At 51.9% G+C, this 23,740-nt stretch carries 22 protein-coding genes; 8 read left to right on the top strand and 14 right to left on the bottom strand.

What is annotated here, in order from left to right:
- Window positions 1-92: 92 nt before the first annotated feature.
- From hutH to hutC, 3 genes are read right to left on the bottom strand one after another with little or no spacing between them, the layout of a single operon-like run.
- A complete protein-coding gene (gene hutH, locus AGRI_RS14170; RefSeq protein ID WP_008985575.1) occupies window positions 93-1,628 on the bottom strand; it encodes a histidine ammonia-lyase in 1,536 nt (511 codons plus the stop codon).
- A 3-nt stretch (window positions 1,629-1,631) separates the two neighbouring features.
- A complete protein-coding gene (hutU, locus tag AGRI_RS14175) occupies window positions 1,632-3,308 on the bottom strand; it encodes a urocanate hydratase (RefSeq protein ID WP_008985576.1) in 1,677 nt (558 codons plus the stop codon).
- 11 nt (window positions 3,309-3,319) lie between these two features.
- Complete coding sequence (gene hutC / locus AGRI_RS14180; RefSeq protein WP_008951163.1) at window positions 3,320-4,027, bottom strand: histidine utilization repressor; 708 nt, start codon at window positions 4,025-4,027, stop codon at window positions 3,320-3,322.
- A 157-nt stretch (window positions 4,028-4,184) separates the two neighbouring features.
- On the opposite strand from hutC, the gene hutI reads away from it, so the two are divergent.
- Window positions 4,185-5,405 carry an imidazolonepropionase gene (gene hutI, locus AGRI_RS14185; protein WP_008985577.1) on the top strand — a complete coding sequence of 407 codons (1,221 nt, stop codon included), beginning with the start codon at window positions 4,185-4,187 and terminating at the stop codon, window positions 5,403-5,405.
- Between the two features lie 7 nt (window positions 5,406-5,412).
- On the opposite strand, the gene AGRI_RS14190 is transcribed toward hutI, so the two are convergent.
- The 9 genes from AGRI_RS14190 to priA all read right to left on the bottom strand — a co-directional run bounded on the left by AGRI_RS14190 (window position 5,413) and on the right by priA (window position 12,859).
- Window positions 5,413-5,697 carry a helix-turn-helix domain-containing protein gene (locus AGRI_RS14190; protein WP_008985578.1) on the bottom strand — a complete coding sequence of 95 codons (285 nt, stop codon included), beginning with the start codon at window positions 5,695-5,697 and terminating at the stop codon, window positions 5,413-5,415.
- Window positions 5,697-6,038 (bottom strand): type II toxin-antitoxin system RelE/ParE family toxin, encoded by a 342-nt coding sequence (locus tag AGRI_RS14195; protein ID WP_008985579.1) that lies wholly within the window; start codon window positions 6,036-6,038, stop codon window positions 5,697-5,699. The genes AGRI_RS14190 and AGRI_RS14195 overlap by 1 nt, the downstream gene beginning before the upstream one ends.
- Before the next feature lie 49 nt (window positions 6,039-6,087).
- The gene (locus AGRI_RS14200; protein ID WP_008985580.1) at window positions 6,088-7,155 is read right to left on the bottom strand and encodes a formimidoylglutamase; all 1,068 of its coding nucleotides are present in this window, start codon (window positions 7,153-7,155) and stop codon (window positions 6,088-6,090) included.
- Window positions 7,156-7,158: 3 nt separating this feature from the next.
- On the bottom strand, window positions 7,159-7,644 hold the full coding sequence (gene rraA, locus AGRI_RS14205; RefSeq protein WP_008985581.1) for a ribonuclease E activity regulator RraA: 486 nt from the start codon (window positions 7,642-7,644) through the stop codon (window positions 7,159-7,161).
- A gap of 87 nt (window positions 7,645-7,731) precedes the next feature.
- Window positions 7,732-8,103 carry a gamma-butyrobetaine hydroxylase family protein gene (locus tag AGRI_RS14210; protein WP_008985582.1) on the bottom strand — a complete coding sequence of 124 codons (372 nt, stop codon included), beginning with the start codon at window positions 8,101-8,103 and terminating at the stop codon, window positions 7,732-7,734.
- Window positions 8,103-9,434, bottom strand: coding sequence for an HslU--HslV peptidase ATPase subunit (gene hslU, locus AGRI_RS14215; protein ID WP_008985583.1), 1,332 nt, complete (start codon window positions 9,432-9,434; stop codon window positions 8,103-8,105). The genes AGRI_RS14210 and hslU overlap by 1 nt, the downstream gene beginning before the upstream one ends.
- Before the next feature lie 11 nt (window positions 9,435-9,445).
- Complete coding sequence (hslV, locus tag AGRI_RS14220; RefSeq protein ID WP_008609034.1) at window positions 9,446-9,964, bottom strand: ATP-dependent protease subunit HslV; 519 nt, start codon at window positions 9,962-9,964, stop codon at window positions 9,446-9,448.
- Between the two features lie 55 nt (window positions 9,965-10,019).
- Window positions 10,020-10,583 (bottom strand): SPOR domain-containing protein, encoded by a 564-nt coding sequence (locus tag AGRI_RS14225; RefSeq protein ID WP_008985584.1) that lies wholly within the window; start codon window positions 10,581-10,583, stop codon window positions 10,020-10,022.
- A gap of 89 nt (window positions 10,584-10,672) precedes the next feature.
- A complete protein-coding gene (gene priA, locus AGRI_RS14230) occupies window positions 10,673-12,859 on the bottom strand; it encodes a primosomal protein N' (protein WP_008985585.1) in 2,187 nt (728 codons plus the stop codon).
- 198 nt (window positions 12,860-13,057) lie between these two features.
- Between priA and rpmE the strand changes: the two genes are divergently transcribed.
- On the top strand, window positions 13,058-13,270 hold the full coding sequence (rpmE, locus tag AGRI_RS16445; protein ID WP_008985586.1) for a 50S ribosomal protein L31: 213 nt from the start codon (window positions 13,058-13,060) through the stop codon (window positions 13,268-13,270).
- 88 nt (window positions 13,271-13,358) lie between these two features.
- Here the strand turns inward: rpmE and AGRI_RS14235 are convergent, their stop codons facing one another.
- Window positions 13,359-14,264 (bottom strand): tetratricopeptide repeat protein, encoded by a 906-nt coding sequence (locus AGRI_RS14235; protein WP_040292131.1) that lies wholly within the window; start codon window positions 14,262-14,264, stop codon window positions 13,359-13,361.
- 415 nt (window positions 14,265-14,679) lie between these two features.
- Between AGRI_RS14235 and AGRI_RS14240 the strand changes: the two genes are divergently transcribed.
- Window positions 14,680-15,924, top strand: coding sequence for a malic enzyme-like NAD(P)-binding protein (locus tag AGRI_RS14240; RefSeq protein ID WP_008985588.1), 1,245 nt, complete (start codon window positions 14,680-14,682; stop codon window positions 15,922-15,924).
- Window positions 15,925-15,954: 30 nt separating this feature from the next.
- Here AGRI_RS14240 and metJ read toward each other — a convergent pair whose 3' ends face one another.
- On the bottom strand, window positions 15,955-16,290 hold the full coding sequence (metJ, locus tag AGRI_RS14245; RefSeq protein ID WP_008985589.1) for a met regulon transcriptional regulator MetJ: 336 nt from the start codon (window positions 16,288-16,290) through the stop codon (window positions 15,955-15,957).
- A 181-nt stretch (window positions 16,291-16,471) separates the two neighbouring features.
- Between metJ and metB the strand changes: the two genes are divergently transcribed.
- From metB to argB, 5 genes are all read left to right on the top strand, one after another.
- Complete coding sequence (gene metB / locus AGRI_RS14250; protein WP_008985590.1) at window positions 16,472-17,656, top strand: cystathionine gamma-synthase; 1,185 nt, start codon at window positions 16,472-16,474, stop codon at window positions 17,654-17,656.
- Window positions 17,656-18,768, top strand: coding sequence for an aspartate kinase (locus tag AGRI_RS14255; RefSeq protein ID WP_008985591.1), 1,113 nt, complete (start codon window positions 17,656-17,658; stop codon window positions 18,766-18,768). The genes metB and AGRI_RS14255 overlap by 1 nt, the downstream gene beginning before the upstream one ends.
- 102 nt (window positions 18,769-18,870) lie before the next feature.
- Complete coding sequence (locus tag AGRI_RS14260) at window positions 18,871-21,777, top strand: ligand-binding sensor domain-containing protein (protein WP_008985592.1); 2,907 nt, start codon at window positions 18,871-18,873, stop codon at window positions 21,775-21,777.
- Between the two features lie 113 nt (window positions 21,778-21,890).
- Window positions 21,891-22,919 carry an N-acetyl-gamma-glutamyl-phosphate reductase gene (gene argC / locus AGRI_RS14265; RefSeq protein WP_008985593.1) on the top strand — a complete coding sequence of 343 codons (1,029 nt, stop codon included), beginning with the start codon at window positions 21,891-21,893 and terminating at the stop codon, window positions 22,917-22,919.
- Window positions 22,916-23,680: an acetylglutamate kinase gene (argB, locus tag AGRI_RS14270; protein ID WP_008985594.1), complete on the top strand. Its 765-nt coding sequence runs from the start codon at window positions 22,916-22,918 to the stop codon at window positions 23,678-23,680. The genes argC and argB overlap by 4 nt, the downstream gene beginning before the upstream one ends.
- The last annotated feature ends 60 nt before the right edge of the window (window positions 23,681-23,740 follow it).

The following is a 23,740-nucleotide window of genomic DNA, read 5'->3' on the forward strand; positions in this document are numbered from 1 at the left end:
CTGGATTAACGTTAACAGGTTTTTAGCTACTGGTCTAGCCAGCAATGAGATAGAAAATGCCCGGCAAAGCCGGGCAAAGGTAGGTCTGACTGTTAGAAGCTGCAGAGCAGTTGCGGCGGTATAAACTGGTTCAGTTTTCCGTCGCGTAGTAAGTTGGCGCTTTGTTCGATATCCGGGCCGAAATAGCGGTCCTGATCATAAAACGCTACCTGCTCGCGTAGGATGGCTTTTGCCTGTTCCAACAGCGGCGTGGTTTTTAGCGGCGCACGGAATTCCAGCCCTTGCGCTGCCGCCAGATACTCTACTGCCAGCACACCGGTGGTATTCTCGGCCATATCGGCTAGCCGGCGCGCGGCAAAGGTGGCCATCGACACATGGTCTTCCTGGTTAGCTGATGTCGGCAGGCTATCCACTGAGGCCGGATGCGCCAGCGATTTATTTTCCGATGCCAACGCCGCTGCCGTGACCTGCGCAATCATAAAGCCGCTGTTGACGCCGCCATTCGGCACTAAAAATGCCGGTAGCTTACTTAAGCTGGCATCGATGAGCAGCGCCATCCGCCGCTCTGACAGGGCACCAATTTCGGCAATCGCCAGTGCCAGATTATCGGCTGCCATCGCCACCGGCTCGGCATGGAAGTTACCGCCGGATAAGATATCGCCATCGTCAGCAAACACCAGCGGGTTGTCGGTAACACCATTGGCTTCTACCGCTAACACTGCGGCTGCCTGACGGATCTGTGTTAAGCAGGCGCCCATTACCTGTGGCTGGCAGCGCAGCGAGTAGGGGTCTTGCACCTTTTCGCAATCTTTGTGTGATTGACCGACCTCTGAGCTATCGCCCAGTAAATGCCGATAAATGGCAGCGGCGTCAATTTGCCCTTGCTGGCCGCGAGCCAGATGAATACGCGGGTCAAAGGGCGCGCGGCTACCCAAGGCCGCTTCCACGCTCAGTGCGCCCACTACACTACCGGCGGCAAACAGATCTTCGGCTCGGAATAAACCTTCCAATGCCAAAGCCGTAGAGGCCTGGGTGCCATTTAATAGCGCCAGACCTTCTTTGGCGGCCAGTGTCAGTGGCTGTAAGCCGACCAGGGCTAAGGCTTCTTTTGCATCATAGATTTGACCTTGATAACAGATTTCACCTTCGCCAATCAGCGGCAGCACCATATGCGCCAGCGGCGCCAAATCACCGGACGCGCCGACTGAGCCTTTTTCCGGAATGCACGGATAAAGCCCGGCGTTGACCATGTCAATTAACAGCTGGATCACGCTTAAGCGGATGCCAGAGAAGCCACGGGCCAGGGAGTTAATTTTCAGTACCATCATTAGCCGTACCGTGCTGTCGGCCATAAACTGACCAAAACCGGCGGCGTGTGATAACACGATGGAGCGCTGTAACAGTTCCAGCTCTTCATGCTTGATGCGGGTATTGGCCAGCAGCCCAAAGCCGGTATTAATACCGTACACAACTTTGTTTTGCTTAATAATATCGGCGACACAAGCAGCCGATTTTTCGATAGCCGGGATCGCAGCCGGATCCAGTGTCACCGTGACCGGGCCTTGCTGCACGGCACGCAGCTGCGCCAGTGTCAGTTGGCCGGGAGTAAGTTGTAGGGCGTAGTGCATAAATTAGTCTCTGTTTAACATAGGGAGGTCAAGACCCTGCTCGTGAGCACAGTCCACCGCAATCTGATAGCCGGCATCGGCATGGCGCATTACACCGGTGCCCGGATCATTCCACAGCACCCGGCTTAAGCGGGCGGCAGCCTGCTCGGTACCATCAGCCAGGATCACCACACCACTGTGTTGGCTGTAACCCATACCCACACCACCCCCATGATGCAGCGATACCCAGGTGGCGCCACCGGCGGTATTAAGCAGGGCGTTCAGTAATGGCCAATCCGATACTGCATCTGAGCCATCCAGCATGGCTTCGGTTTCGCGGTTCGGGCTGGCAACGGAGCCGGAGTCCAGATGATCGCGGCCAATAATAATGGGGGCGGAGAGTTCGCCGTTTTTCACCATCTCATTAAAGGCCAGCGCAATGCGGGCGCGATCTTTTAAGCCGATCCAGCAAATCCGTGCTGGCAAGCCCTGAAACTGAATGCGTTCACGCGCCATATCCAGCCAGTTATGCAGGTGCGGATCGTCCGGGATCAGCTCTTTTACCTTGGCGTCAGTTTTATAGATATCTTGCGGATCGCCAGACAGTGCTACCCAGCGGAAAGGGCCAATGCCCTGACAAAACAGTGGCCGGATATAGGCGGGTACAAAGCCAGGGAAATCAAAGGCATTGGCTACACCGACATCCTTTGCCATCTGGCGGATATTATTACCATAGTCCGTTGCTACTGCACCGCGCTGCTGCATGGCCAAAATGGCTTTTACCTGTACGGCCATTGAGGCTTTAGCGGCCGCGACCACGGTATCTTCATCCTCCGTACGTTTGGCTTTCGCCTGCTCCAGCGTCCAGCCCTGTGGCAGATAGCCATTCAGTGGATCGTGCGCCGAGGTTTGATCGGTGACCACATCCGGCGTGATACCGCGGGCCACCAGCTCGCTAAACACATCGGCCGCATTGGCCAGCAAGCCGATTGAGGTCGGTTTACCGCTGGCTTTGGCTTGTTCTAACATAGCCAAAGCTTCATCCAGCGAGTAGGCTTTTTGATCCAGATAGCGGGTCTTGAGCCGGAAATCGATGCGGCTTTCATCCACTTCACAGGCCAGCATATGAAAGCCCGCCATCGTCGCGGCCAGTGGCTGGGCGCCGCCCATGCCACCGAGGCCGCCGGTCAGGATCCACTTGCCTGCTGCCTTGCCGGCAAAGTGTTGCTTGGCAATAGCGACAAAGGTCTCATAAGTACCCTGCACAATGCCCTGAGTACCGATATAGATCCAGGAGCCGGCCGTCATCTGGCCGTACATCATCAGGCCTTTGCGGTCCAGCTCGTTAAAGTGCTGCCAGTTGGCCCAGGCCGGTACCAGATTCGAGTTGGCGATCAGTACCCGTGGCGCATCCGGATGCGTCGGAAACACGCCAACCGGTTTCCCGCTTTGTACCAGCAGGGTTTGGTTATCTTCCAGCCGGTCCAGGACTTCGACGATTTTATCAAAGCAGGCCCAGTTACGGGCGGCACGGCCAATACCGCCGTACACCACCAGCGCCTGGGGATGTTCGGCCACTTCCGGATCCAGATTATTCATCAGCATGCGTTTGGCGGCTTCGGTTTGCCAGCTCTTAGCGGTGATTTGGCTGCCACGGGGGGCGCGGATCACCCGGCTTTTATCAATGCGGTTATCGTTCATAGCAACCTCGGTTAGCGGGGTAGTGCAAAGTTAAGGTGGCCTCCCAGCCGGTAACGACTGCCGGGAGAGGTTAAATAGGCCAGGCTGACCGCGCCGTCACGGCTAAAGGTGCGGCGGGTCAGACGCAGGCAGGGTTCGGGTTTTTTCAGCAGCAACTGCTGACAGGTAAAATCATCCGGCCAGATAGCTTCAACAATATGCTCGGCTTCGGTCAGCGGTGCGATCTGGCTTAAATACAGATGCGGGGTGATTTCCTGAAAGTCCTGTTGGGTATACAGCGGCACCTGTTTCGGGTTGACATAACGCGCTTCCAGTTGCAGTGGCAGAGCATCGGAGTAATGCACGATCAGCGAGAAGAATACCGGCTCATTGCGTTTTAACCCCAAAGCCGTCGCCACGATAGTCGGGCAAGGCAGCTCGGTGAGTTGTAACAACTTAGCGCGGTAGGCATGGCCACTGCTTTGCACCTCATCGGCAATATTGCGGATTTCCAGCAACGAGGATTGCGATTTTAACGCGGCGACAAAGCTACCGACGCCCTGGGTGCGGTACAGGATACCCTGTTCGGTCAGTTCCTGTAACGCGCGCCGGGCCGTCATCCGGCTGACGGAGAACTGCTCTGCCAACTCATTTTCGGACGGCACCCGGCTGTGCTCCGGCCAGGCGCCGCTTTCGATCTGGCGCAGCATAAATTCTTTAATTTCGGCAAATTTTGCCATAGCGAGGCTGACCTGTTAGCAAGGGTTACACAGTGATGTGCTAAAAATAGCGGATCTTAGTTGTATATACAAGTTTTTCAGTTAGACTATTTGCAAAGTGGTTAAACAGCATAACACCCCGGCTATGGAACACAGCCGCGGTAAACAGGAGCACAGAATGGCAGACTTTGATGCGGTATGGCTAAATGCGAAGCTGGCGACGATGACAGATAACGGCAGCCCCTATGGTGCTATTGAGCAGGGGGCATTGGCGGTTAAGGATGGGCTGATTGCCTATGCCGGGCCTCAGGCCGAGCTGCCGCCTTTTGATAGCCTGACGACGCCACTTTATGATGCGCAGGGGCAGTGGCTGCTGCCTGGCCTGATCGATTGCCATACCCATTTGCTGTATGCCGGTAACCGTGCCAATGAGTTTGAACTACGTCTGCAAGGTGCCAGTTATCAGCAAATTGCCGCGGCCGGCGGCGGCATTGCCAGTACCGTTCGAGCAACCCGCGACGCCAGTGAAGAAGAATTGTTTAAGCTGGGTAAAGATCGTTTAAATGCGCTGCTGCGTGAAGGGGTGACTACGGTTGAAATCAAATCCGGCTATGGTCTGGATTTAGCCAGTGAACAAAAGCTGTTAGAAGTGGCGGCTTTGCTAGAGCAGCATCATCCGGCCAGTATTATCAAAACCTTTTTGGGCGCGCATGCCTTACCGCCGGAATTTAAAGATAATGCCGATGGCTATATCGAGGCGGTGTGTCAGATGTTGCCGACGTTGCAGCAGCTCGGCTTAGTAGATGCCGTAGATATCTTCTGTGAGGGCATTGGTTTTAGTGTCGCGCAAAGCCGTAAGGTGTTCGCGGCGGCAACGGCGTTAGGTCTGCCGGTAAAAGCCCATGCCGAGCAGTTATCGAATTTGGGTGGCAGTGCGCTGGTGGCTGAGTTTGGCGGTTTATCGGCCGATCATGTTGAATATCTGGATGAAGCCGGTGTGGCGGCGATGGCGAAAGCCGGTACTGTCGCGGTATTGTTGCCGGGGGCCTATTATTTTCTGCGTGAAACCCAGCTGCCGCCGCTGGCGCTGCTGCGGCAATATCAGGTACCGATGGCGGTTGCCAGCGATCTGAATCCCGGCACCTCACCGTTTTGTTCTTTGCAGTTGATGCTGAATATGGCCTGCACGCTGTTTCGTTTAACCCCGGAAGAAGCCCTGCTCGGCGTCACCCGTCATGCTGCAACTGCGCTGGGGCTGAAAGATCGGGGGCAACTGCAAGCGGGTATGCGGGCAGACTTTGGCTGTTATGCGATAACTCAGCCGGCTGAGCTGTGCTATCAGTTTGGGGTATCGCCGTTAAAACAACTGGTTATAGGTGGGACGATCCAGCGCTTTTAGCTTAGTATTAACTCAACGCCCGCATTACAGCCTGTGGCTCTTTAGCTACCACATTAAGTAGTGCTAATGCGGGGCCTTGTGGTTTGCGATCACCTCTTTCCCAGTGTCTCAGTGTTGAAACGCTGATACAAAACTTCGCCGCAAACTCCATTTGGGTTAACCCGAGATCACGTCTGATTTGTGCAACATCGACTTGAGCGGCTTGATGTGTTCTGGCTGCAATTTTTTTTCCACTGCTAAGATCGATAGCCTCTTGCAACCCTCTCGCAATACTTTCAAAGGCTGTTGTCATCACTCACGCTCCAAAGCTTGTTTCACTAATATTTCTACCAATTTAGCCAACACATTTCTTTCTGCTTTCGATATATTGGCTTTTTCATTTTTACCAAACACAGTAAGTAAATAGAGCGGGATACGTTGATCATGAAAATAGTAGATTATTCTTACACCACCACTTTTTCCCTTATTACCGCGGCTCCAACGCAGCTTGCGCAGACCACCTGTGCCTTCGATGAGATCCCCAGCCTTTGGATGCTCAGCAAGATAATCGATAACTGCTTTGCGTTCAGCTTCCTTAAGTAGTATCTCTGCGCGGCGAATAAATTCCGGTAATTCGGTTATGGTCGTTAACATAACACCAAGTGTAATCCAATGGATTAGTTAAGGCAAATTGCTACTGGCTTTATTCCACCACAGCAGCCTGACGTTGTTTACCGAGAATAAAGGCCTGCACCAGTTGGCTTAGTACCTGACCACAATGGTTAAGTCCGGCGCTAACACCTGAGGGATGCTGCGCCGGCGCGGCTTCGGCCAGGTGCAGGTAGGCGGTCGCAGGGAAGCGGGCAAGCTGATACACCGCCTGCTCTGCCTGCGCCACGCTGATACCACTGTAATTGAGCGCACTGGCCGGCATCGCAGTAATCGCATCGGTATCCAGCTCCAGTGCCAGTGGTGTATGGGCACTAAGTACCTTATCGCAGGCCAGATCCAGCGCTTGCTGCCAGCTTAGCTGTTGGCGCACAAAAATCTGCTGGTAGCTGATAAACTCGGCACCGGCGGCCGACAATGCTGCCAGGCTGGCGGCATTATTTTTTTGCTGGTGCAGGCCCAGTACCAGATAATGCTGCAGTAGCTGCTTCTCCATCGCATAGCTAAAACCATTACCGCTATGGCGACCTTCCAGCGCACGAAAATCGGCATGGGGATCAATATTGATACAGTTGACAGCCTGACCGGTATGGCGGTGTAGCGCCTGTAACAGCGGCAGTGCATTATTATGACCGCCACCGATCACTATGGGGGTAAGACCGGCAGCAAAAATGGGCGCGACCGCCGCATCAACCCGCTCATCCAGCTCAGCACAGAGTTGCCGGAGCTGCATCAGCTCCGCGGCATGAGCGGCGTTCAGGTTGCTGCTCTGCTGCTGTAAATCGGCACAGTTGACTTCACCCAGCACTAACAGCTGCTGCGCATCCAGTAAGCTGTTTGCCTGCAGATTGAGAAATTTGCTTAAAAATGCCTGCCAGCCCAAGGTGGCACCGGGCAAGCCACAGTTGGCCCGCGGGCCGATATCCTCAGGAATCCCCAGCAACACAAACTGGCCGCCCGTTGCGGCATGGCGGGCTAAATTCGCACCTAAGTCCAATGCCGGATCCGGCAGTTGGCATTGTTCGGCCAGACGGCTTTCACCCGGACGGGGTTGAAAAAAGGCGCTTAACTGCGCCTTTGTAAGATACTGAATCGCAGGCATCACTTACTCAATATCCAGCGCTTCCGGCGATAAAATAATGCCGGTACTGTCGGCATACAGATGATCGCCAGGTAAAAACGTCACGCCGGCAAAATTGACAGGCACCTCAGTTTCACCAAAGCCATTATCGTCAGCGCCAATTGGAATGGCGTTCACTGCCTGAATACCGATATCAAAGTCTTCCAGGGCATCCAGATCGCGTACACTGCCGTAGCACACAATACCTTCCCAACCGTTGGTGGCCGCCAGCGAGGCCAGTTCGGCATCAATCAGTGCCCGGCGTGAGGAGCCACCGCCATCAATCAGCAATACTTTGCCAATGCCACTGTCTGCCAGTACCTGACGCACCAAACCATTGTCTTCAAAACACTTTACGGTATGGATTTGTCCACCAAAAGAACGCCGGCCGCCGTAATTGGCAAAAATCGGTTCCACGACATCAACCTGATCGGCATACAGATCGCAAAGCTCAGAAGTATTATATTCCACGGTTAACTCCATACCATGTTAAGGGTTGCCATCAGTATAACCCGCTGTCATTTAACCTCAAGCTTAAGTTCGGTCTGTAAGCTGAGATTACAGCGATTTAATGTTAATCAAAGGCTCTCGGCTGGCATTAGCCGCTTTAAGCTTTGCCAGATAAGCTTGCCATAACGGTTCTTGCTGACTGGCGAGTTGTTGCAGATAGGCAAAACTATACAAACCGGTATAGTGGCCGTCATCAAAGCTGAGTTTGACCGCATAGTGACCTACCGGGGTAATGGCGGTAATGGCAACATCCCGTTTATTGGCAACTAATTTGGGGTTACCATGGCCACGCACTTCGGCGGATGGTGAATGCACCCGCAGAAATTCTGCGCTGAGGCTGCGACAGTCACCATTGGCAGCCACCAGATCCAGGATCCGGCGCTGCCGGTGGTAGTGCAATTTTACCAAAGCTGTGGTCATTACAGGATAAACCGGCTCAGATCTTCATCCTGCACCAAGCTGCCCAGATGCTGCTCAACATAGGCGGCATCAATCGCAATCTGTTGTCCGGCATGATCGGCGGCATCATAGGAAATCTCTTCCAGTAAGCGTTCCATCACCGTATACAGCCGCCGGGCACCGATATTTTCGGTGGTTTCATTAACCTGAAACGCCGCGGCAGCGATACGTTTAATGCCATCTTCGGTAAACTGAATTTGCACACCTTCAGTCGCCAGCATGGCACGCGCCTGCTCGGTTAATGACGCCTTAGGCTCCGTCAGAATTCGCTCAAAATCGGCGGCGGTTAGGGCTTCCAGCTCAACGCGGATCGGTAACCGACCTTGCAGTTCAGGCACCAGATCCGACGGCTTGCTCATCTGGAAGGCACCTGAGGCAATAAACAGGATATGGTCGGTTTTAACCATACCATGCTTGGTATTTACTGTGCAGCCTTCGATTAATGGCAGCAGGTCACGCTGTACACCTTCGCGCGATACGTCAGGGCCGCTGGTTTCGCCGCGCTTACAGATTTTGTCTATTTCATCCAGGAACACGATGCCGTTCTGTTCTACGGCTTCCAGCGCTTCGGCTTTCAGCTCTTCCGGATTGACCAGTTTGGCGGCTTCTTCTTCAATCAGCTGCTTGAAAGCATCTTTAATTTTCAGCTTACGTTTTTTCTTTTTCTCACTGCCCAGACTCTGGAACATGCTCTGCAATTGCGAGGTCATCTCTTCCATCCCCGGCGGCGCCATAATTTCTACGCCAATGGGCCCTTGCGACAGTTCCAGTTCGATTTCTTTGTCATCTAACTGGCCTTCACGCAGTTTTTTACGGAAGATCTGCCGGGTATTGGAGTCGGTGCTGGCTTTTTCCGGCTCGCCCCAGGCGTCTTTGGGTTTGGGTAACAGCGCATCGAGGATCCGCTCTTCCGCGGCTTCTTCGGCACGAAAGCGGTTTTTGGCAATAGCTTGTTCGCGAAACATCTTCACCGCGCTGTCTGTCAGATCACGGATAATGCTCTCCACTTCCTTTCCGACATAGCCGACTTCGGTAAACTTGGTGGCTTCAACTTTAATAAAAGGCGCGTTCGCCAGCTTGGCCAGGCGGCGGGCAATTTCGGTTTTACCGACACCGGTTGGGCCTATCATCAGAATATTTTTTGGCGTCACTTCCTGGCGCAGCGCCGGATCTAATTGCATGCGGCGCCAACGATTACGCAGCGCGATGGCGACAGCCCGTTTGGCCTTGTTCTGGCCAATAATATGGCGATCCAGTTCGTGGACTATTTCTCTTGGGGTCATATCAGACATGGGCTACCTGCTTACAATTCTTCAATAGTCTGGTGGTGATTGGTGTAGACACAGATATCACCGGCAATTTTCAGGCTTTTTTCCACGATATCGCGGGCGCTGAGCTCAGTATTTTGTAACAAAGCGGTGGCGGCTGCCTGGGCAAAGGGACCACCACTGCCAATGGCAATTAAATCATGTTCTGGCTGCACCACATCACCATTACCGGTGATAATCAGTGAGGTATTGGCATCGGCCACCGCTAACAGGGCTTCCAGCTTACGCAGCATACGATCGGTACGCCAGTCTTTCGCCAGTTCAACGGCGGCGCGCATTAAGTGGCCCTGATGCATTTCCAGCTTGGCTTCGAAGCGTTCGAACAGCGTAAAGGCATCAGCGGTGCCGCCGGCAAAACCGGCCAGTACCTTATTGTGATAGAGGCGGCGAACCTTGCGGGCATTGCCCTTCATTACGGTATTACCCAGCGAGACCTGGCCATCACCACCGATGGCAACATGGCCATTGCGGCGAACAGAGACGATAGTAGTCATAAAAAAGCCCTATGGCAGAAACATAGGGCTTAAGTAAGGGGGCAACTCACATTTTTCAAGTGACGTTTCGTACCTGACAAGTATTTATCCCCATTTGGCGTAAACGGTTCATATCGGCGGTGGCGGCACGTCGCGACTCATAGGGCCCGGCAACAACTCTAAACCAAACGCCATTGCTGCCCTCGGTGCGGCGCACATCAGTTGCAATGCCAGCAAAGGCGATCTGCGCTTTCATTTGTTCGGCCTGGTTTTGCTGCCGGAACGAGCCACATTGCAATACCGCTGGTACGCTACGTTGCTGCTGCGGTACCTCGACGGTAATCTCTTTATTTTCGAGCTCTTTAATATATTGATAAGGCTCAGCTTGTGGCTTGGGTGGTAATTCGTCCTTTGGGGCAACCTTCACCGGCGTCGCGACCGGCTCAGGTGTGACGACCGGTTGTTGCCGTAAAAACCATAAGCCGTAAATAAAGACGCTCAGCGTCAGTAAAGTCAGGGCAATCAGCAGCCAGGGTTTAGACGCAGCTGCTGGCGCTTTACCACGACCGCCCCTGGCTGCACCGGCTTTTTTGGCTGGCGCTTTCGGACGGCTGGCGCGTACATAATCTCTTTGTGGCATACGACGAATTAATTACCTGTTTTTAGATCAACCCGTATTCTACCCGGATCGACAGAAAAGGAAACCACACAGCGCCGATCTGCCGCGACTTAGCTCAGATCTAGCGCATCGACATCCAGTTGCCACTTTATTTTCCGACTCAGCGGCCATTTCGGGATTTCAATTAATAACGCGCTCAGTAACTGGTGCAGTTGCGGCCGATGTTTAGCGTATAAATGGAGCTGCCAGCGATATTTACCCGCTTTGCGCTCTAACGGTGATAACAAGGGGCCAAGCAATTGTACACTGGGGTATTGCTGACAAAACGTGGCCAGTTGCTGTAATAGTTGCTGACACGGCTCACTCTGATGCGCCTCGGCCCGAAATAACGCCAGATGCTGGCAAGGCGGTAAAAAAGTTTGCTGGCGCTCTAGCAAGGCACTGCGGGCAAAGGCAGCATAACCGTTTAAAATAATATCCTGCAGTAATGCATGTTCTGGGTGCTGGGTTTGCAGGAGCACCTTACCTTTATCATGGCCACGACCAGCACGGCCGGCGACTTGGGTTAGCAGTTGGCCGAGTTGCTCGGGTGCACGAAAATCGGCACTGTACAAAGCGCCGTCTACATCGACGATGACCACTAGCGTAACAAAAGGAAAATGATGGCCTTTTGCCAACATCTGGGTACCCAGAATCAATCTGGGGCCAGCTTGTTCAATTTCGGATAACAAGCTGGCAAAAGCACCTTTGCGGCGGGTGCTGTCGCGATCCAGTCTGGTGACCGGAATATCCGGAAATAGGGTGGTCAGATGTTCTTCCAGTTGTTCGGTTCCCTGACCAACGGGTGCCAGCCGTGGGCTGCCACAGCCGCCACATTGGCGCGGCACGGCACGGGTCGCACCACAGTGGTGACACACCAGCTGTCGGCTATGCTTGTGATACGTAGTAAAGGCACTACAACGCTGACATTCAGTTAACCAGCCACATTCCTGACAGCTAAGAGCGGGCGCAAAACCGCGGCGATTTAAAAACAACATCACCTGTTTGCCGGCCTGCAACTGTTGTTGCATTTGCTGCAGGGTTTGCTGTGCCAGGCCGTACTGTAGTACCTGTTGTTTTAAATCAATCAGTTCTACCTTGGGTAACGCCTGGCCACTGGCACGCGCAGTGAGTTGCAGATGAATAAAACGGCCTTGCTGACAATTGTACAGTGACTCCAGGCTGGGTGTTGCGGAACCAAGCAGGATCGGGCATATCTCTAATGCGGCACGCTTGATGGCCAGATCACGGGCATGGTAACGAAAGCCATCCTGTTGTTTCAGTGACAGATCATGTTCCTCATCGATAATAATCAGCCCCAACTGACGAAACGGCAGAAACAGCGCCGAGCGGGTGCCGATGATCACTGCCGCTGCGCCACTGGCTGCCTGCAGCCAGCATTGTAATCGCTCACCATCACTGAGATTGGAATGCCACACCAGAATCGGCGCCTGAAAACGCTGGGCAAAGCGGGACAGTGTTTGCGGGGTTAAACCAATTTCTGGTAACAACACTAACACTTGTTTGCCGGCTTGCAGTAACGGGGCAATACACTGCAGGTAGACCTCGGTTTTACCCGAGCCGGTTACCCCCTCGAGTAAGAAAGATTTGAAACTGCCCTGTGCCTGATTGAGTGCCGTCACAGCCAGCGCCTGATCTGCGGTCAGTTGCAAAGCGGGTTCTGCCAACCCTTGAAACTGGTAAGGTTCTGGTGTGGTTTGGAAGCGGGTTATCAAGCCCTTATCGATTAATTGCTTTAGCGTGTTACTGCTAAATTGCGTTTTTAGCGTGGTTTCTGACAAGGCTTGCTCAGATAATGCCTGCCACAGTGCTGCTTGTTTTGGAGAGCGACTAAAATCACTGAGTTTAGCCGCAGCGCCTTCGGCCGTTAAGCGATAGCTGGTCGGCTGATAGGCGCTAAGCTCGCGACCTTCACGCAGCAATGCTGGCAAGGCCGCGGTTAAGACTTCGCCCAGCGGATGATGATAATAATCGGCAGCAAAACTGAGTAATTGTCGCAGCAGCTTAGGTAGCACGGCTGTTTGGTCGATGACGGCCAATACCGGTTTTAATTGCTCCGCCGCGACCTCTGGAGTAACGTCCAGTTGCCAGACAATACCTATCAGTTCACGTTTACCAAAAGGCACCCGGACACGACAGCCGATCTGTACCTGCATGTTAGCAGGTAACAGATAATCAAAATGCTGACGTAAAGGGACGGGCAGGGCAACGCGAATTGCGGTCACAACAGCTTCCATAGCAAGAGAAACAAGACTCAAGTTTAAGGAAGCGATAGCGGCTTGCCAAGTAAAACAAAAATGTCGGCTTTTTCAGTTTTACGGTTGCAACTTTAATGGCTATCTATTAAGCTACGCGCCCTTAATTAACTGTAATTACGTATGGTGTCTGGCGATAAAAATGCGACCAGATAGCGATGCGGCCTAACGAGGTAACCCATGAAACCAGGTATCCACCCGGAATACAAAGAAATTACTGCAACCTGTACTTGCGGTAATTCATTCAAAACCAGTTCAGCACTGTGCAAAGACATCCACCTGGACGTGTGCTCAGCTTGCCACCCATTCTACACTGGTAAGCAAAAAGTGTTAGACGTAGGTGGTCGTGTTGACCGCTTCAAGAAGCGTTTCTCGGTACTGGGCAGCCGTTAATCTGCTGTCTGTACTAAAAAAACCGGAGCTTGCTCCGGTTTTTTTATGCGCTTTAGTCTGGGTCTGACATTTGCTGTTGTGTCGGCGACTACTGATTACCGGTAAGCACTTCATTCAATGAGCTGGCACCGCGCTCCGGTCGGGTACTGGAACAGTTACTGCCGGTTTGCTCACAGCTTAGGCCCCGGATTCGGGTGCCCACTGAACGACTATCGTACTGCCCGGATTGTGACAAGCGACGCACCAAGCCCTCCAGCATATTACTCGCTTGCAGCTGCTGACCTGAAACCCGAATCACTTCGATATTGTCGACTTCACGCAGGTCCGCTACCAGCGTTTGATGTTGTTGGTCCCCAGCTAACTGCTCAGTGATCTGTTGTAAATAAGGTCGGGCTGACGTTTGTCCGGATAACACTAGTCTCTTATATAGCTCTGCTGCGCCAGGTAAATCCGGCTCCATACCTACGCCATGTTGTTTCAGTTGCCCCAGTAATAGCATGGCGCTGGCTAAGCGTTGCGCTGAAGCTTGTTCTAACAAATCAATGGCAAGAGACAAACTCTCAGGTTGCTCTTGCTGCAGCAATTGCAGTGCCCGGGCATATTGCGCCGGACCATAGTTTAATTTTACCGCGAGCTGCAGTAAGCGATCTGCTTCAGCGACATCTTGCTCTGCAACAAAGCCATTACGTAACCAGTCAGACATCAGATAAACCGCCATCGCGTTACGTTGACGTACACCCATTCTCAGGTAGCGTAATGCTTGCTGGTGATTTTGTTCCAAACCATCTCCTGTGGCGTAAGCCATCGCGACGAAAGCGGCAGCATCGCCGCTACCGCCTCGGGCGAGCCTGATCAGGCGCCGTAACTCTTTAGTACAATCGTTATCACTACAAATATGTTCAGCAGCCTGTAGCTCACTATTACTATTGGCCTCAGCGGTAACAGGATAGGTCAGCAGACTGCCGATAATAAGTGCTACAGAAATAATTTTCATATCGCCTCTGGTTAAAAAATAGTTAACTGTGCCGATTTTAGCCAATGACTGCTTTTGGTCAAGTGATCAGCTCGTTTATTCTGTAAAAAAAGTGTTTCATTGTTGTAAATGGTTAACTGAGTTATAACTAACTATAACTGGGTGCGATCAATGCGCCGTGCAAAAATTCCACATTTTTAGCCAAAACAGATGTCCAGAACTCTTGGCGTCTGTTTGGAACTTTGTTATAACAGATACGAATCCTACTAAAGTCGTAAAGACGGATTAGCACTGCTCTGGTACGTCCAGCATGATTTCAGTGTTTTTCCAGAACAGAGCTCATTAAAATGAGCCAACACCGGGCCAAACGTATAACTACAAAGCCTAAACCCGAGCCTTACTCTGTACCTACTCAAATTATCAGGAAACTTTATTAATGTCCGATTTCAGAGAACAAGCCCTGCGTTATCACGCAGAACCTCGCCCTGGAAAAATCAGTATCGAAATCAGCAAGCCAGCAGAAACCGTTACCGACCTGGCTCTGGCCTATAGTCCGGGTGTCGCTGAACCCGTGCGTGAAATAGCAGCGGATGCGACAAACATTTACAAATATACCGCTAAGGGCAACTTAGTGGCGGTTATTTCTAATGGCACCGCCATTTTGGGCCTGGGTAATCTCGGTCATTTGGCATCAAAACCGGTAATGGAAGGCAAGGCGTTGTTGTTCAAGCGTTTTGCTAATCTGGACTCGATTGATATCGAAGTCAGCCATCGTACTACCGAAGAGTTCATTAATACCGTTGCCAATATTGCTGATACTTTTGGCGGCATTAATCTGGAGGATATCAAAGCACCTGAGTGTTTTGAGATTGAACAGGAACTGATTAAACGCTGCAATATCCCGGTATTTCATGATGATCAGCATGGCACTGCCATCGTCACAGCGGCTGGTTTGCTGAATGCGTTGGAGATCCAGGGCAAAGATATCAGTAAAGCCATTATTGTCTGTATGGGCGCTGGCGCGGCCGCTATTGCCTGTATGGAATTACTGATTAAATGTGGCGCCATGCGTGAACATATTTATATGTTAGATACCAAAGGCGTTATTCATACCCGGCGTGAAGATTTAAATCAGTATAAGCAACTGTTCGCTAACAATACCGATAAACGCACCTTGGAAGATGCCTTGGCCGGCGCTGATGTGTTTGTTGGTGTTTCCGGCCCAGACGTGCTGCCACCGGAAGCACTAAAACTGATGGCGGATAAGCCGGTAATTTTTGCTTGTTCGAATCCGGATCCAGAAATTAAACCGGAATTAGCACATGCTGAGCGTAGTGATTTAATTATGGCCACCGGCCGTTCCGACTATCCAAATCAAGTGAATAATGTGCTGTGTTTTCCGTTTATTTTCCGCGGTGCTTTAGATGTGCGGGCCAGTGTGATTAATGATGAAATGAAACTGGCGGCGGTACAGGCGATTCGGGCGATTGCAAAAGAGCCAGTTCCCCAGGAAGTGCTGCAAGCCGCAAAGGTTCCGAGCCTGGAGTTTGGTAAAGCCTATATTATTCCAAAACCGATGGATCCCAGATTGTTATCACGGGTTGCCCGCGCGGTTGCGGAAGCAGCCGTGGCATCCGGCGTTGCCCGGATCCCGATGCCAGAGGCTTACTTCCAGCCTTGATCATAAAAAAACCGCCGAAAGGCGGTTTTTTTATTCTTCGTCGCTATCAGCTTCGATAATTACCGGGATTTCTTTACCCATGCTGGTCAGGATTTGTCTGACCTCAGCCGGGATCTGGTGTGGATTGTCTTTGCGTAAGTCTTCATCGGCAGGCAAAGGCTGACCGGTAAAGGCATGCAGGAAAGCTTCACACAGTAATTCACTGTTGGTTGCGTGCCGTAAATTGTTTACCTGGCGGCGGGTACGTTCATCAGTTAAAACTTTTAATACATTCAGCGGTATTGAAACGGTAATTTTTTTTACTTGTTCTGACTTTTTACCGTGTTCTGCGTAGGGGTGAATATATTCACCATTCCACTTAGCCATAAGGGATCCCTTGTCGTTAATTATAATTTTGCTATTTAGCGCAAACCCCGAATTCTACTGCTTTCTGTCGGGCAGTCAAATAGTGTGCAATAAATAAAGATTATAGACGGCTAAATGGTTTGACTTCCAGTTTTTAATGATTATACTTTTAGACGTCTAAACATCTAAAAGAAATTTATTTATGACCAAGCGCCATTCTGCCACCATCGCCGTTCGTGCCGGTATTGCTGAAGATCCTGCCTTTGCGGCTGTCACTCCACCGATTTATCTTAGCTCAACTTACCAGCTGCCGGCCTTTCGTCAAGCCGGCGCTTATGATTATTCGCGCTCGAATAATCCAACCCGGGATATTCTGGGCGAAGCCTTGGCCGAGTTGGAAGGTGGCGCTAAAGCGATCATCACTAATACCGGTATGTCAGCCTGTTTACTGGCGTTGCAGCTGCTGACGCCAGCAGATACGTTGGTTATTCCGCACGATTGTTATGGTGGCAGTTATCGGCTATTTACCAATTTAGCCTATAAAAAGCAGGCGTTTAAGTTGATTATCGTTAACTTTCAGCAAGCAGACTGGGTTAGTCAGTTGCAAGGCGCTACCCCAAGGATGATTTGGCTGGAAACGCCCAGTAATCCGCTACTGCAAATTACTGACATCGCTAGTGTATGCCAGCGGGCACAGCAGTTTGGTGCGCTGGTTGTAGTGGATAACACCTTTCTATCGCCAGTGTTACAGCAGCCGCTGGCGCTTGGCGCGGATATCGTGGTGCACTCCACCACCAAATTTATCAACGGTCATAGTGATATTATTGGTGGCGCGGTGATTGCGAAACAGCAAAGCGTGGCCGATGAGCTGAAATGGTGGGGGAATTGTCTTGGTTTAACCGCCGGTGCCCTGGATTCCTATTTAACGCTGCGCGGGTTAAGAACTTTGCCCTTACGGCTTAAGGCGCAGCAAGCCAATACCGCAGCAGTGGTGGACTTTTTGGTTAAGCATCCGCTTGTGGCCCGGGTCTACTATCCGGGTTTAGCCGATCATCCCGGTCATCAGGTTGCAAAAGCCCAGCAAGCCGGTTTTGGCGCAATGTGTAGTTTTGAATTAAAAGCCCCGGCAGCCTTACTGGCCGATTTTTTTGCCGCGCTACGATACTTTACCTTGGCACAGTCGTTAGGTGGCACCGAAAGCTTGATTTGTCACCCGGCGAGTATGACGCATGCCTCGATGGATGCCGCAGCGCAAAAGACAGCCGGAATTACCGACACCTTGATTCGGTTATCCGTAGGTATCGAAGAGGTTTCTGATCTGCTGGCTGACTTAGCGCAGGCGCTGGCGGTTGTCGCAGCGGCCCTGGCTGCTCAGGGAGATGAATAATGACCGCAAAGGCGTATTCTCTGCTGGCAGAGAGCAAAGCTATACCTGAGCTGCAAGTAATCGTCGCCGGAACTGGCAATGTGGGATCTGAATTTTTAACCCGTTTTAGTAAACAGCAACAACGCTTTAGCGGGAAAATTGCATTACAACTGGCGGGGATTGTTAACTCGCGGCATGCGCTTTTGGCGTCGAATTTAGCGGCGGATAGTTGGCAGCGCGACTTTCAACAGTTTGGCAAAGGTTATGCTGCGGCTGACTTGGTCGCGTATCTGCAAGACCTCGCAGGACCTAAAGTTGTCATCGATATTACGCCCAGTCAGAGTTTTGCCCGGCAGTATCCGGCCTTGATTCAGGCTGGTTGCCATATCATCAGTGCTAATAAGCAAGGGGTAACCTTACCGGACGCAGAATATCAGGCACTACGTCAGCAGTTGCGTCAGCACAAGTTGTGCTGGTTAAGTAATACTACCGTCGGTGCCGGTTTGCCGGTACAACGGATTATCCAGGAATTACTACAAAGTGGTGATCAGATCCAACGGATCAGTGGTGTGTTCTCCGGTACCTTATCCTGGCTACTATGCCAATATGATGGCAGTAAGCCGTTCTCTGAGTTTGTGCTTGAAGCGCAGCAGCTGGGTTACACCGAGCCGGATCCTCGTGATGATTTATCCGGCAAAGACGTACAACGCAAGTTACTAGTGTTGGCACGCGAGCTGGGACTGAAATTGGATTTAGCCGATATCCGTTTAAACCCGTTACTACCCACCGAATTAGCAACTGGAGAATGGCAGGATTTCTGGCAACAGCGTGAGCGGTTAGACAGACAAATGCTGGCGCTCTATCAACAAGCTAAAGCTAACCAGCAAGTACTGCGCTATGCGGCTAGTCTGTCGCTACAAGCAGGGCAAATTAAAGCTGAGGTCAGTTTACAAGCGGTGGCATTGGATGCACCTTTAGCTGCACTGGCGCCGTGCGATAATATCTTTGTGATTGAATCGAACTGGTATCGTGATAACCCGTTGGTGCTAAAAGGTCCGGGAGCCGGCAGCATTGTTACCGCCGGCGGCTTACATGCCGATTTGGCACAGCTGGTAGCACAGCTGGCTGGGTAGGTTGAGCTTTTACTAAGCGGGATATTGGCAAAAGCCGGCTAACTCGGTTAATCTGCATCTAATATGCTGCCTGGTGGCTGCTGAAGTTAACGGATTATCTGAATGTCATTGTTGCCGTGGTTTCGCTTAATACTGTGCTGTTGTTTTTTTAGTCCGCTTGCGCTGTTGGCTCAAGATAGCCACCTGGCAGAGGCCGCTGCGCCGATCCCAGCTTTAGATAACTACTTCAAAGAAAGCCTGAACACCCGTGATGGTCTGCCGCACAACACCATTAATGCCATTGCCCAAACTCCAGACGGCTACCTATGGTTTGGCACCTGGGAAGGCGTTGCCCGTTACAATGGTCGCGAGTTTAAAATTTATGATCGCAGCCCGCTTACTGGTCTGCCAGATGTTGGTGTCAGAACATTTCATCTGGACCGGCACCAGGCGCTATGGGTTGCCGGCTCTCGTGGTGGTTTAGTAAAAATCAAAGACGGTATCTGGCAAGCACAACCCCCGTTAGGGGTGCTGATTAACCGGGTGTTACTCGATAGTCAGGATCGGTTGTGGCTAGCCACCGAAGGTAAGGGGCTGTATCGGCAAAACCCTGATGGCAGCCGCATCGTCCTGCAGCAAACAGATGGCCTGCCCTCAGATCAGGTGCATAGCCTACTTGAAGATCAGGCAGGACGGATTTGGATTGGTACGTCCGATGGCTTGGTATTTCTCGATCAGCAATTACAGCTGCAGCAACCCAGCGCAGTGGAGTTGCACCGAACCCCGGTATTTGCATTAACTGAGCGGGAAAATGAGTTGTTGGTTGGCACAGAGCGCGGTCTGTACAGCATAGCAACGCCGACGAGTGCAGCAGAGACCTTACTTGCTAATGTTCCGGTTTCAGCCTTGCTGCAGGAAAGCCGTGATCTGCTGTGGATTGGTACTGTCGACCGGGGTTTATTGCGTCAGCGTCACGGCATCACAGAGCAATTAGATATCCGGCAAGGGTTGCCGAATAATCGAATTCTGGCATTGTTGCAGGATAACGAAAAAAGCTTATGGGTTGGCACTAATGGCGGGGTTTTTCGGCTGCGAGATGCCCCTTTCACTACCTTTACCACTGAGCAGGGGCTGGCGGGCAATTTTATCCGCACCGTGTTATCGCATTCTGATGGCTGTATGTATATCGGCAGTAGTCGGGGTTTAAACCAATACTGCAAAGGCCAGCTTAAACAATTGGACTTAAGTGCCGTCAGTATTGGGCAATCAATATTAAGCCTGGCCGAGGGGCCAGATGGGAGCCTTTGGGCTGGCACCTATGCAGATGGCTTGATTCAATTGCAGCAGGGGCAGATTGTGCAGCACTACCATGCCGGTAATTTGTTACCGGCAAATGAAGTCCGTGCCATTTTGCCACTGGCTGACGGCAAAATTTGGGTCGGCACCGCCCTTGGCGCAGCTTATATCGACAACGGAACCGCGCAATATTTCAGCCGGGAGCATGGTCTGCCCAGCCCCTTTATTATGGCGTTATACCAAAGCGCCGATCAGCGGATCTTTATTGGCAGTGGCGCCGGTGTGGCAGTGCTGAAGCCTGATGGAAGCTTACAACGTCTGAACTTACAACCATTCGACGATGCAGACTATGCCTTTGGCTTTGCAGAGGATACTCAAGCCGGTATCTTATGGATGACGACTGACCGAGGCTTGTTAGCCTATGATCTGGCGAATGATCAAATCCGGATGATTGGCCGCGCACAGGGTATGCCGTTTGACAAGCTATTTCAGTTGGTACTCGATCAACAAGGTTACTTTTGGATTAGCAGTAACCGAGGCGTGTTACGGCTAGAGCGGCAAGTGGCCTTGGATGTGATTGCTGGCCGTCGTGGTTGGGTAGATATTGAGCTGTATGGCGAAAGCGATGGGATGGCCAGCGCCCAGGCGAATGGCGGATCTATGGGTGCCGCGGCGCTTTATCATGACGGCTCAGTCTGGGTTGCGACATCGATGGGGGTAAGCCGGGTCCAGCCCGAACGGTTGCAACGTTTTGCGCGCATTACGCCACCTGTGGTGATAGAAGAGCTGGCTGCAGATGGTACCGATTATGCCGTAAAAGATGGACATCAGTTGGCCGCAGGCACCAACCGGATAGAAATTCACTATGCCGGGCTCGGTTACGTGATGTCGCAGCGCATCCAATATCGAACCTTGCTGGAGGGTTTCGATTTACAATGGGTAAATCGTGGCTCGTCCATTTTAGCTGAATATACCAACTTACCGCCGGGTGATTATCGCTTCCGGGTCGCCGCTGCCTATCCGGGCGGCGATTGGAGTAAAAATGAAGCTGTGCTGACCTTTACTGTGCTACCGCATTTATGGCAACGCGGCTGGTTTCAGTTACTGTTACTGGCAATATTGGCTGGCTCGTTAATTCTCGGTATTCGTTGGCGGTTAGGCAGTTTACAGCGCAGTGAATTGCGGCTGCGCAAGCTGGTCGCCGAACAAACCGCAGAATTGCAACTGTTAGCCCGGCAAGATGCGTTGACCGGTCTGGCTAACCGGCGGGCATTTGATGAGGCCCTGCAGCATGAATATCAGCGGGCACAGCGCTATCATACGACACTGTGTCTGGCTTTACTTGATGTCGATCATTTTAAACGGGTCAATGATCAGTTATCGCATGCCGTCGGTGATGAGGTATTGAAGCGGGTAGCGGCGGTACTAAAACAACAAAGCCGCAGTATCGATTTGTTAGCCCGCTGGGGTGGAGAGGAGTTTGCAATTCTGTTACCCGATACCTCACTTGAGGATGCTACCGAAGTTTGTGAACGACTAAGACACAAAGTAGAGCGGCTCGATCTGAACGATATTGCTCCGGATCTACATATCACGATCAGTATTGGCCTAACGACTAACTATAAACTCGATTTATCACAATTGCTGTTGCATGCCGACCAGGCGTTGTATCAGGCCAAGCGAGATGGTCGTAACCTGCTGGTCATTGCGGGTCAGCCAAACAAAAATGGATAATAATTCAAAAAAACAGCATAATAATTCTTGATTGTGCATGTCCTTCCCACTACACTAGGCGCCAGTTTGTGCTATAACTGGTAGCTTGTGTTTTTTGTTAGTAAGAGTATTTCATGTCTGATATTTCAAAATCCTCAAAAATTCGTAGCGCGGTATTAGGCGCTGCCGGTTACAGCGGCGCAGAGCTTTGTGCCTTGTTAAGCGCAAACCCTTATTTTGAACTCAGTTATGCTTTTGCCTCTGGCGGCCGTGATCCTGAGCCGCTGGCTAGCTTATATCCGCGTTTTGCCCGGCAAGTCGATATTCTGGTGGAGCCCTGGCAGGACAGCCTGATCCCTGAGCTGGATATCGAGGTGGCATTTCTGGCGCTGCCGCATGAGGCCAGTGAAGAGGTGGCGCCTAAACTGTTGGCCAAAGGGATTAAGGTGTTTGACCTGTCCGGCGCCTTTCGCTTAAAGCAGCCAGAGCTGTATCCGCAGTACTATGGCTATGCCCATCAACATCCGGAATTACTCGAGCAAGCCGTCTATTCGTTAATGGAATGGCAAACTGAGCCGCTGGGCGATCTGGTCTCGGTACCCGGCTGTTATCCTACCGCCTGTTCACTGGCATTATTACCGGTGTTAAAGGCCGGTCTGGTTGCGGCGGATTGTATCCCGGTGATCAGTGCGACCAGCGGTGTATCGGGCGCAGGCCGTAAAGCCAGCCTGACCACCTCTTTCTGCGAAGTGGGTCTGAATGCCTATGGTTTCTTCAAGCATCGGCACCGGCCGGAGATTGAGCAGAACCTTGGCCGTAAAGTGGTATTCACGCCTCACCTGGGTAATTTTAAACGTGGCATTCTGGCCACCTGTGTGGTGAACCTGAAGCCTGGTGTCAGCGCGGAGCAGGTCAAGTCGGCTTTTAGCCAGGCCTATACCGGTAAGCCGCTGATCCGTTTTACTGATAAATCCCCTAATGTCGCTGACGTTGCCGGCACCCCGTTCTGTGACCTTTACTGGCAACAGGATGGCGAGCAATTGGTGATTATGTCGGCGATCGACAACCTGTTAAAAGGCGCGGCAGCGCAGGCTATGCAAGCTGCGAACGTACGTTTTGGCAAACCGGAAACGGCTGGTTTATTTGCAGGAGCCGTCGCATGAAACCAGTGGTATTAAAAATGGGCGGCCGCCTGTTGCAAGACAGAGCGGCGCTGGATGCCTTGTTAGCAGTGTGTGCCAACATTAAACAGCGGCGACCAGTGGTACTGGTGCATGGCGGCGGTGACCAGGTTGACCAGTGGCTGGCAAAATTTGGTTTTAATACCGAAAAAATTGATGGTCAGCGGGTGTCACCGGCTGAGCAAATGCCAGTGATAACCGGTGCGCTGGACGGCGCGGTCAATGCCGAAATGGTCAGCCGGGCGATATTAGCGGGTTTAAACCCCGTTGGTCTGAATCTGTCAGCAGGTAATAGCTGTCAGTTTAGCGTGAACAATAAACTGGGCGCGGTAGGTATCGCAAAGCCGGCTGAGCCGACCTTACTTAACCTGTTATTAGAACAAGGTTTTACCCCGGTATTTAGCTCTATTGGTATAGGTGCAGAGGGGCAGTTGTTAAATGTGAATGCGGATCTGGCTGCAGCGGCGATTTGTCAGCTGGTCAAGGGCCAACTGGTATTACTGACTGATGTGCCGGGCATTTTAGATGCCCAGATGCAACTGATCCCAACCTTAAGCACTGCGCAAGCGGCTGAGCTGGTGACACAGGGGGTGATCAAGGGCGGCATGAAAGTCAAACTGGATGCCGCGCTGGAAACGGCTGCCGCACTGCAAAGTAATATCGTCGTTGCCGGCTGGCAGAATCCGGAAGATTTGCAAAACCTGATGCAGGATAAGCCTGTTGGCACCTGCATTATGTATTAACCTCAGGGCGCAGCTTAGCGCCAAAATATAAGGAAACCGCTTAGCGGATACGTGTGTTTT

It is taken from the genome of Alishewanella agri BL06 (genome assembly GCF_000272005.1).
In the GTDB taxonomy this organism is placed as follows: domain Bacteria; phylum Pseudomonadota; class Gammaproteobacteria; order Enterobacterales; family Alteromonadaceae; genus Alishewanella; species Alishewanella agri.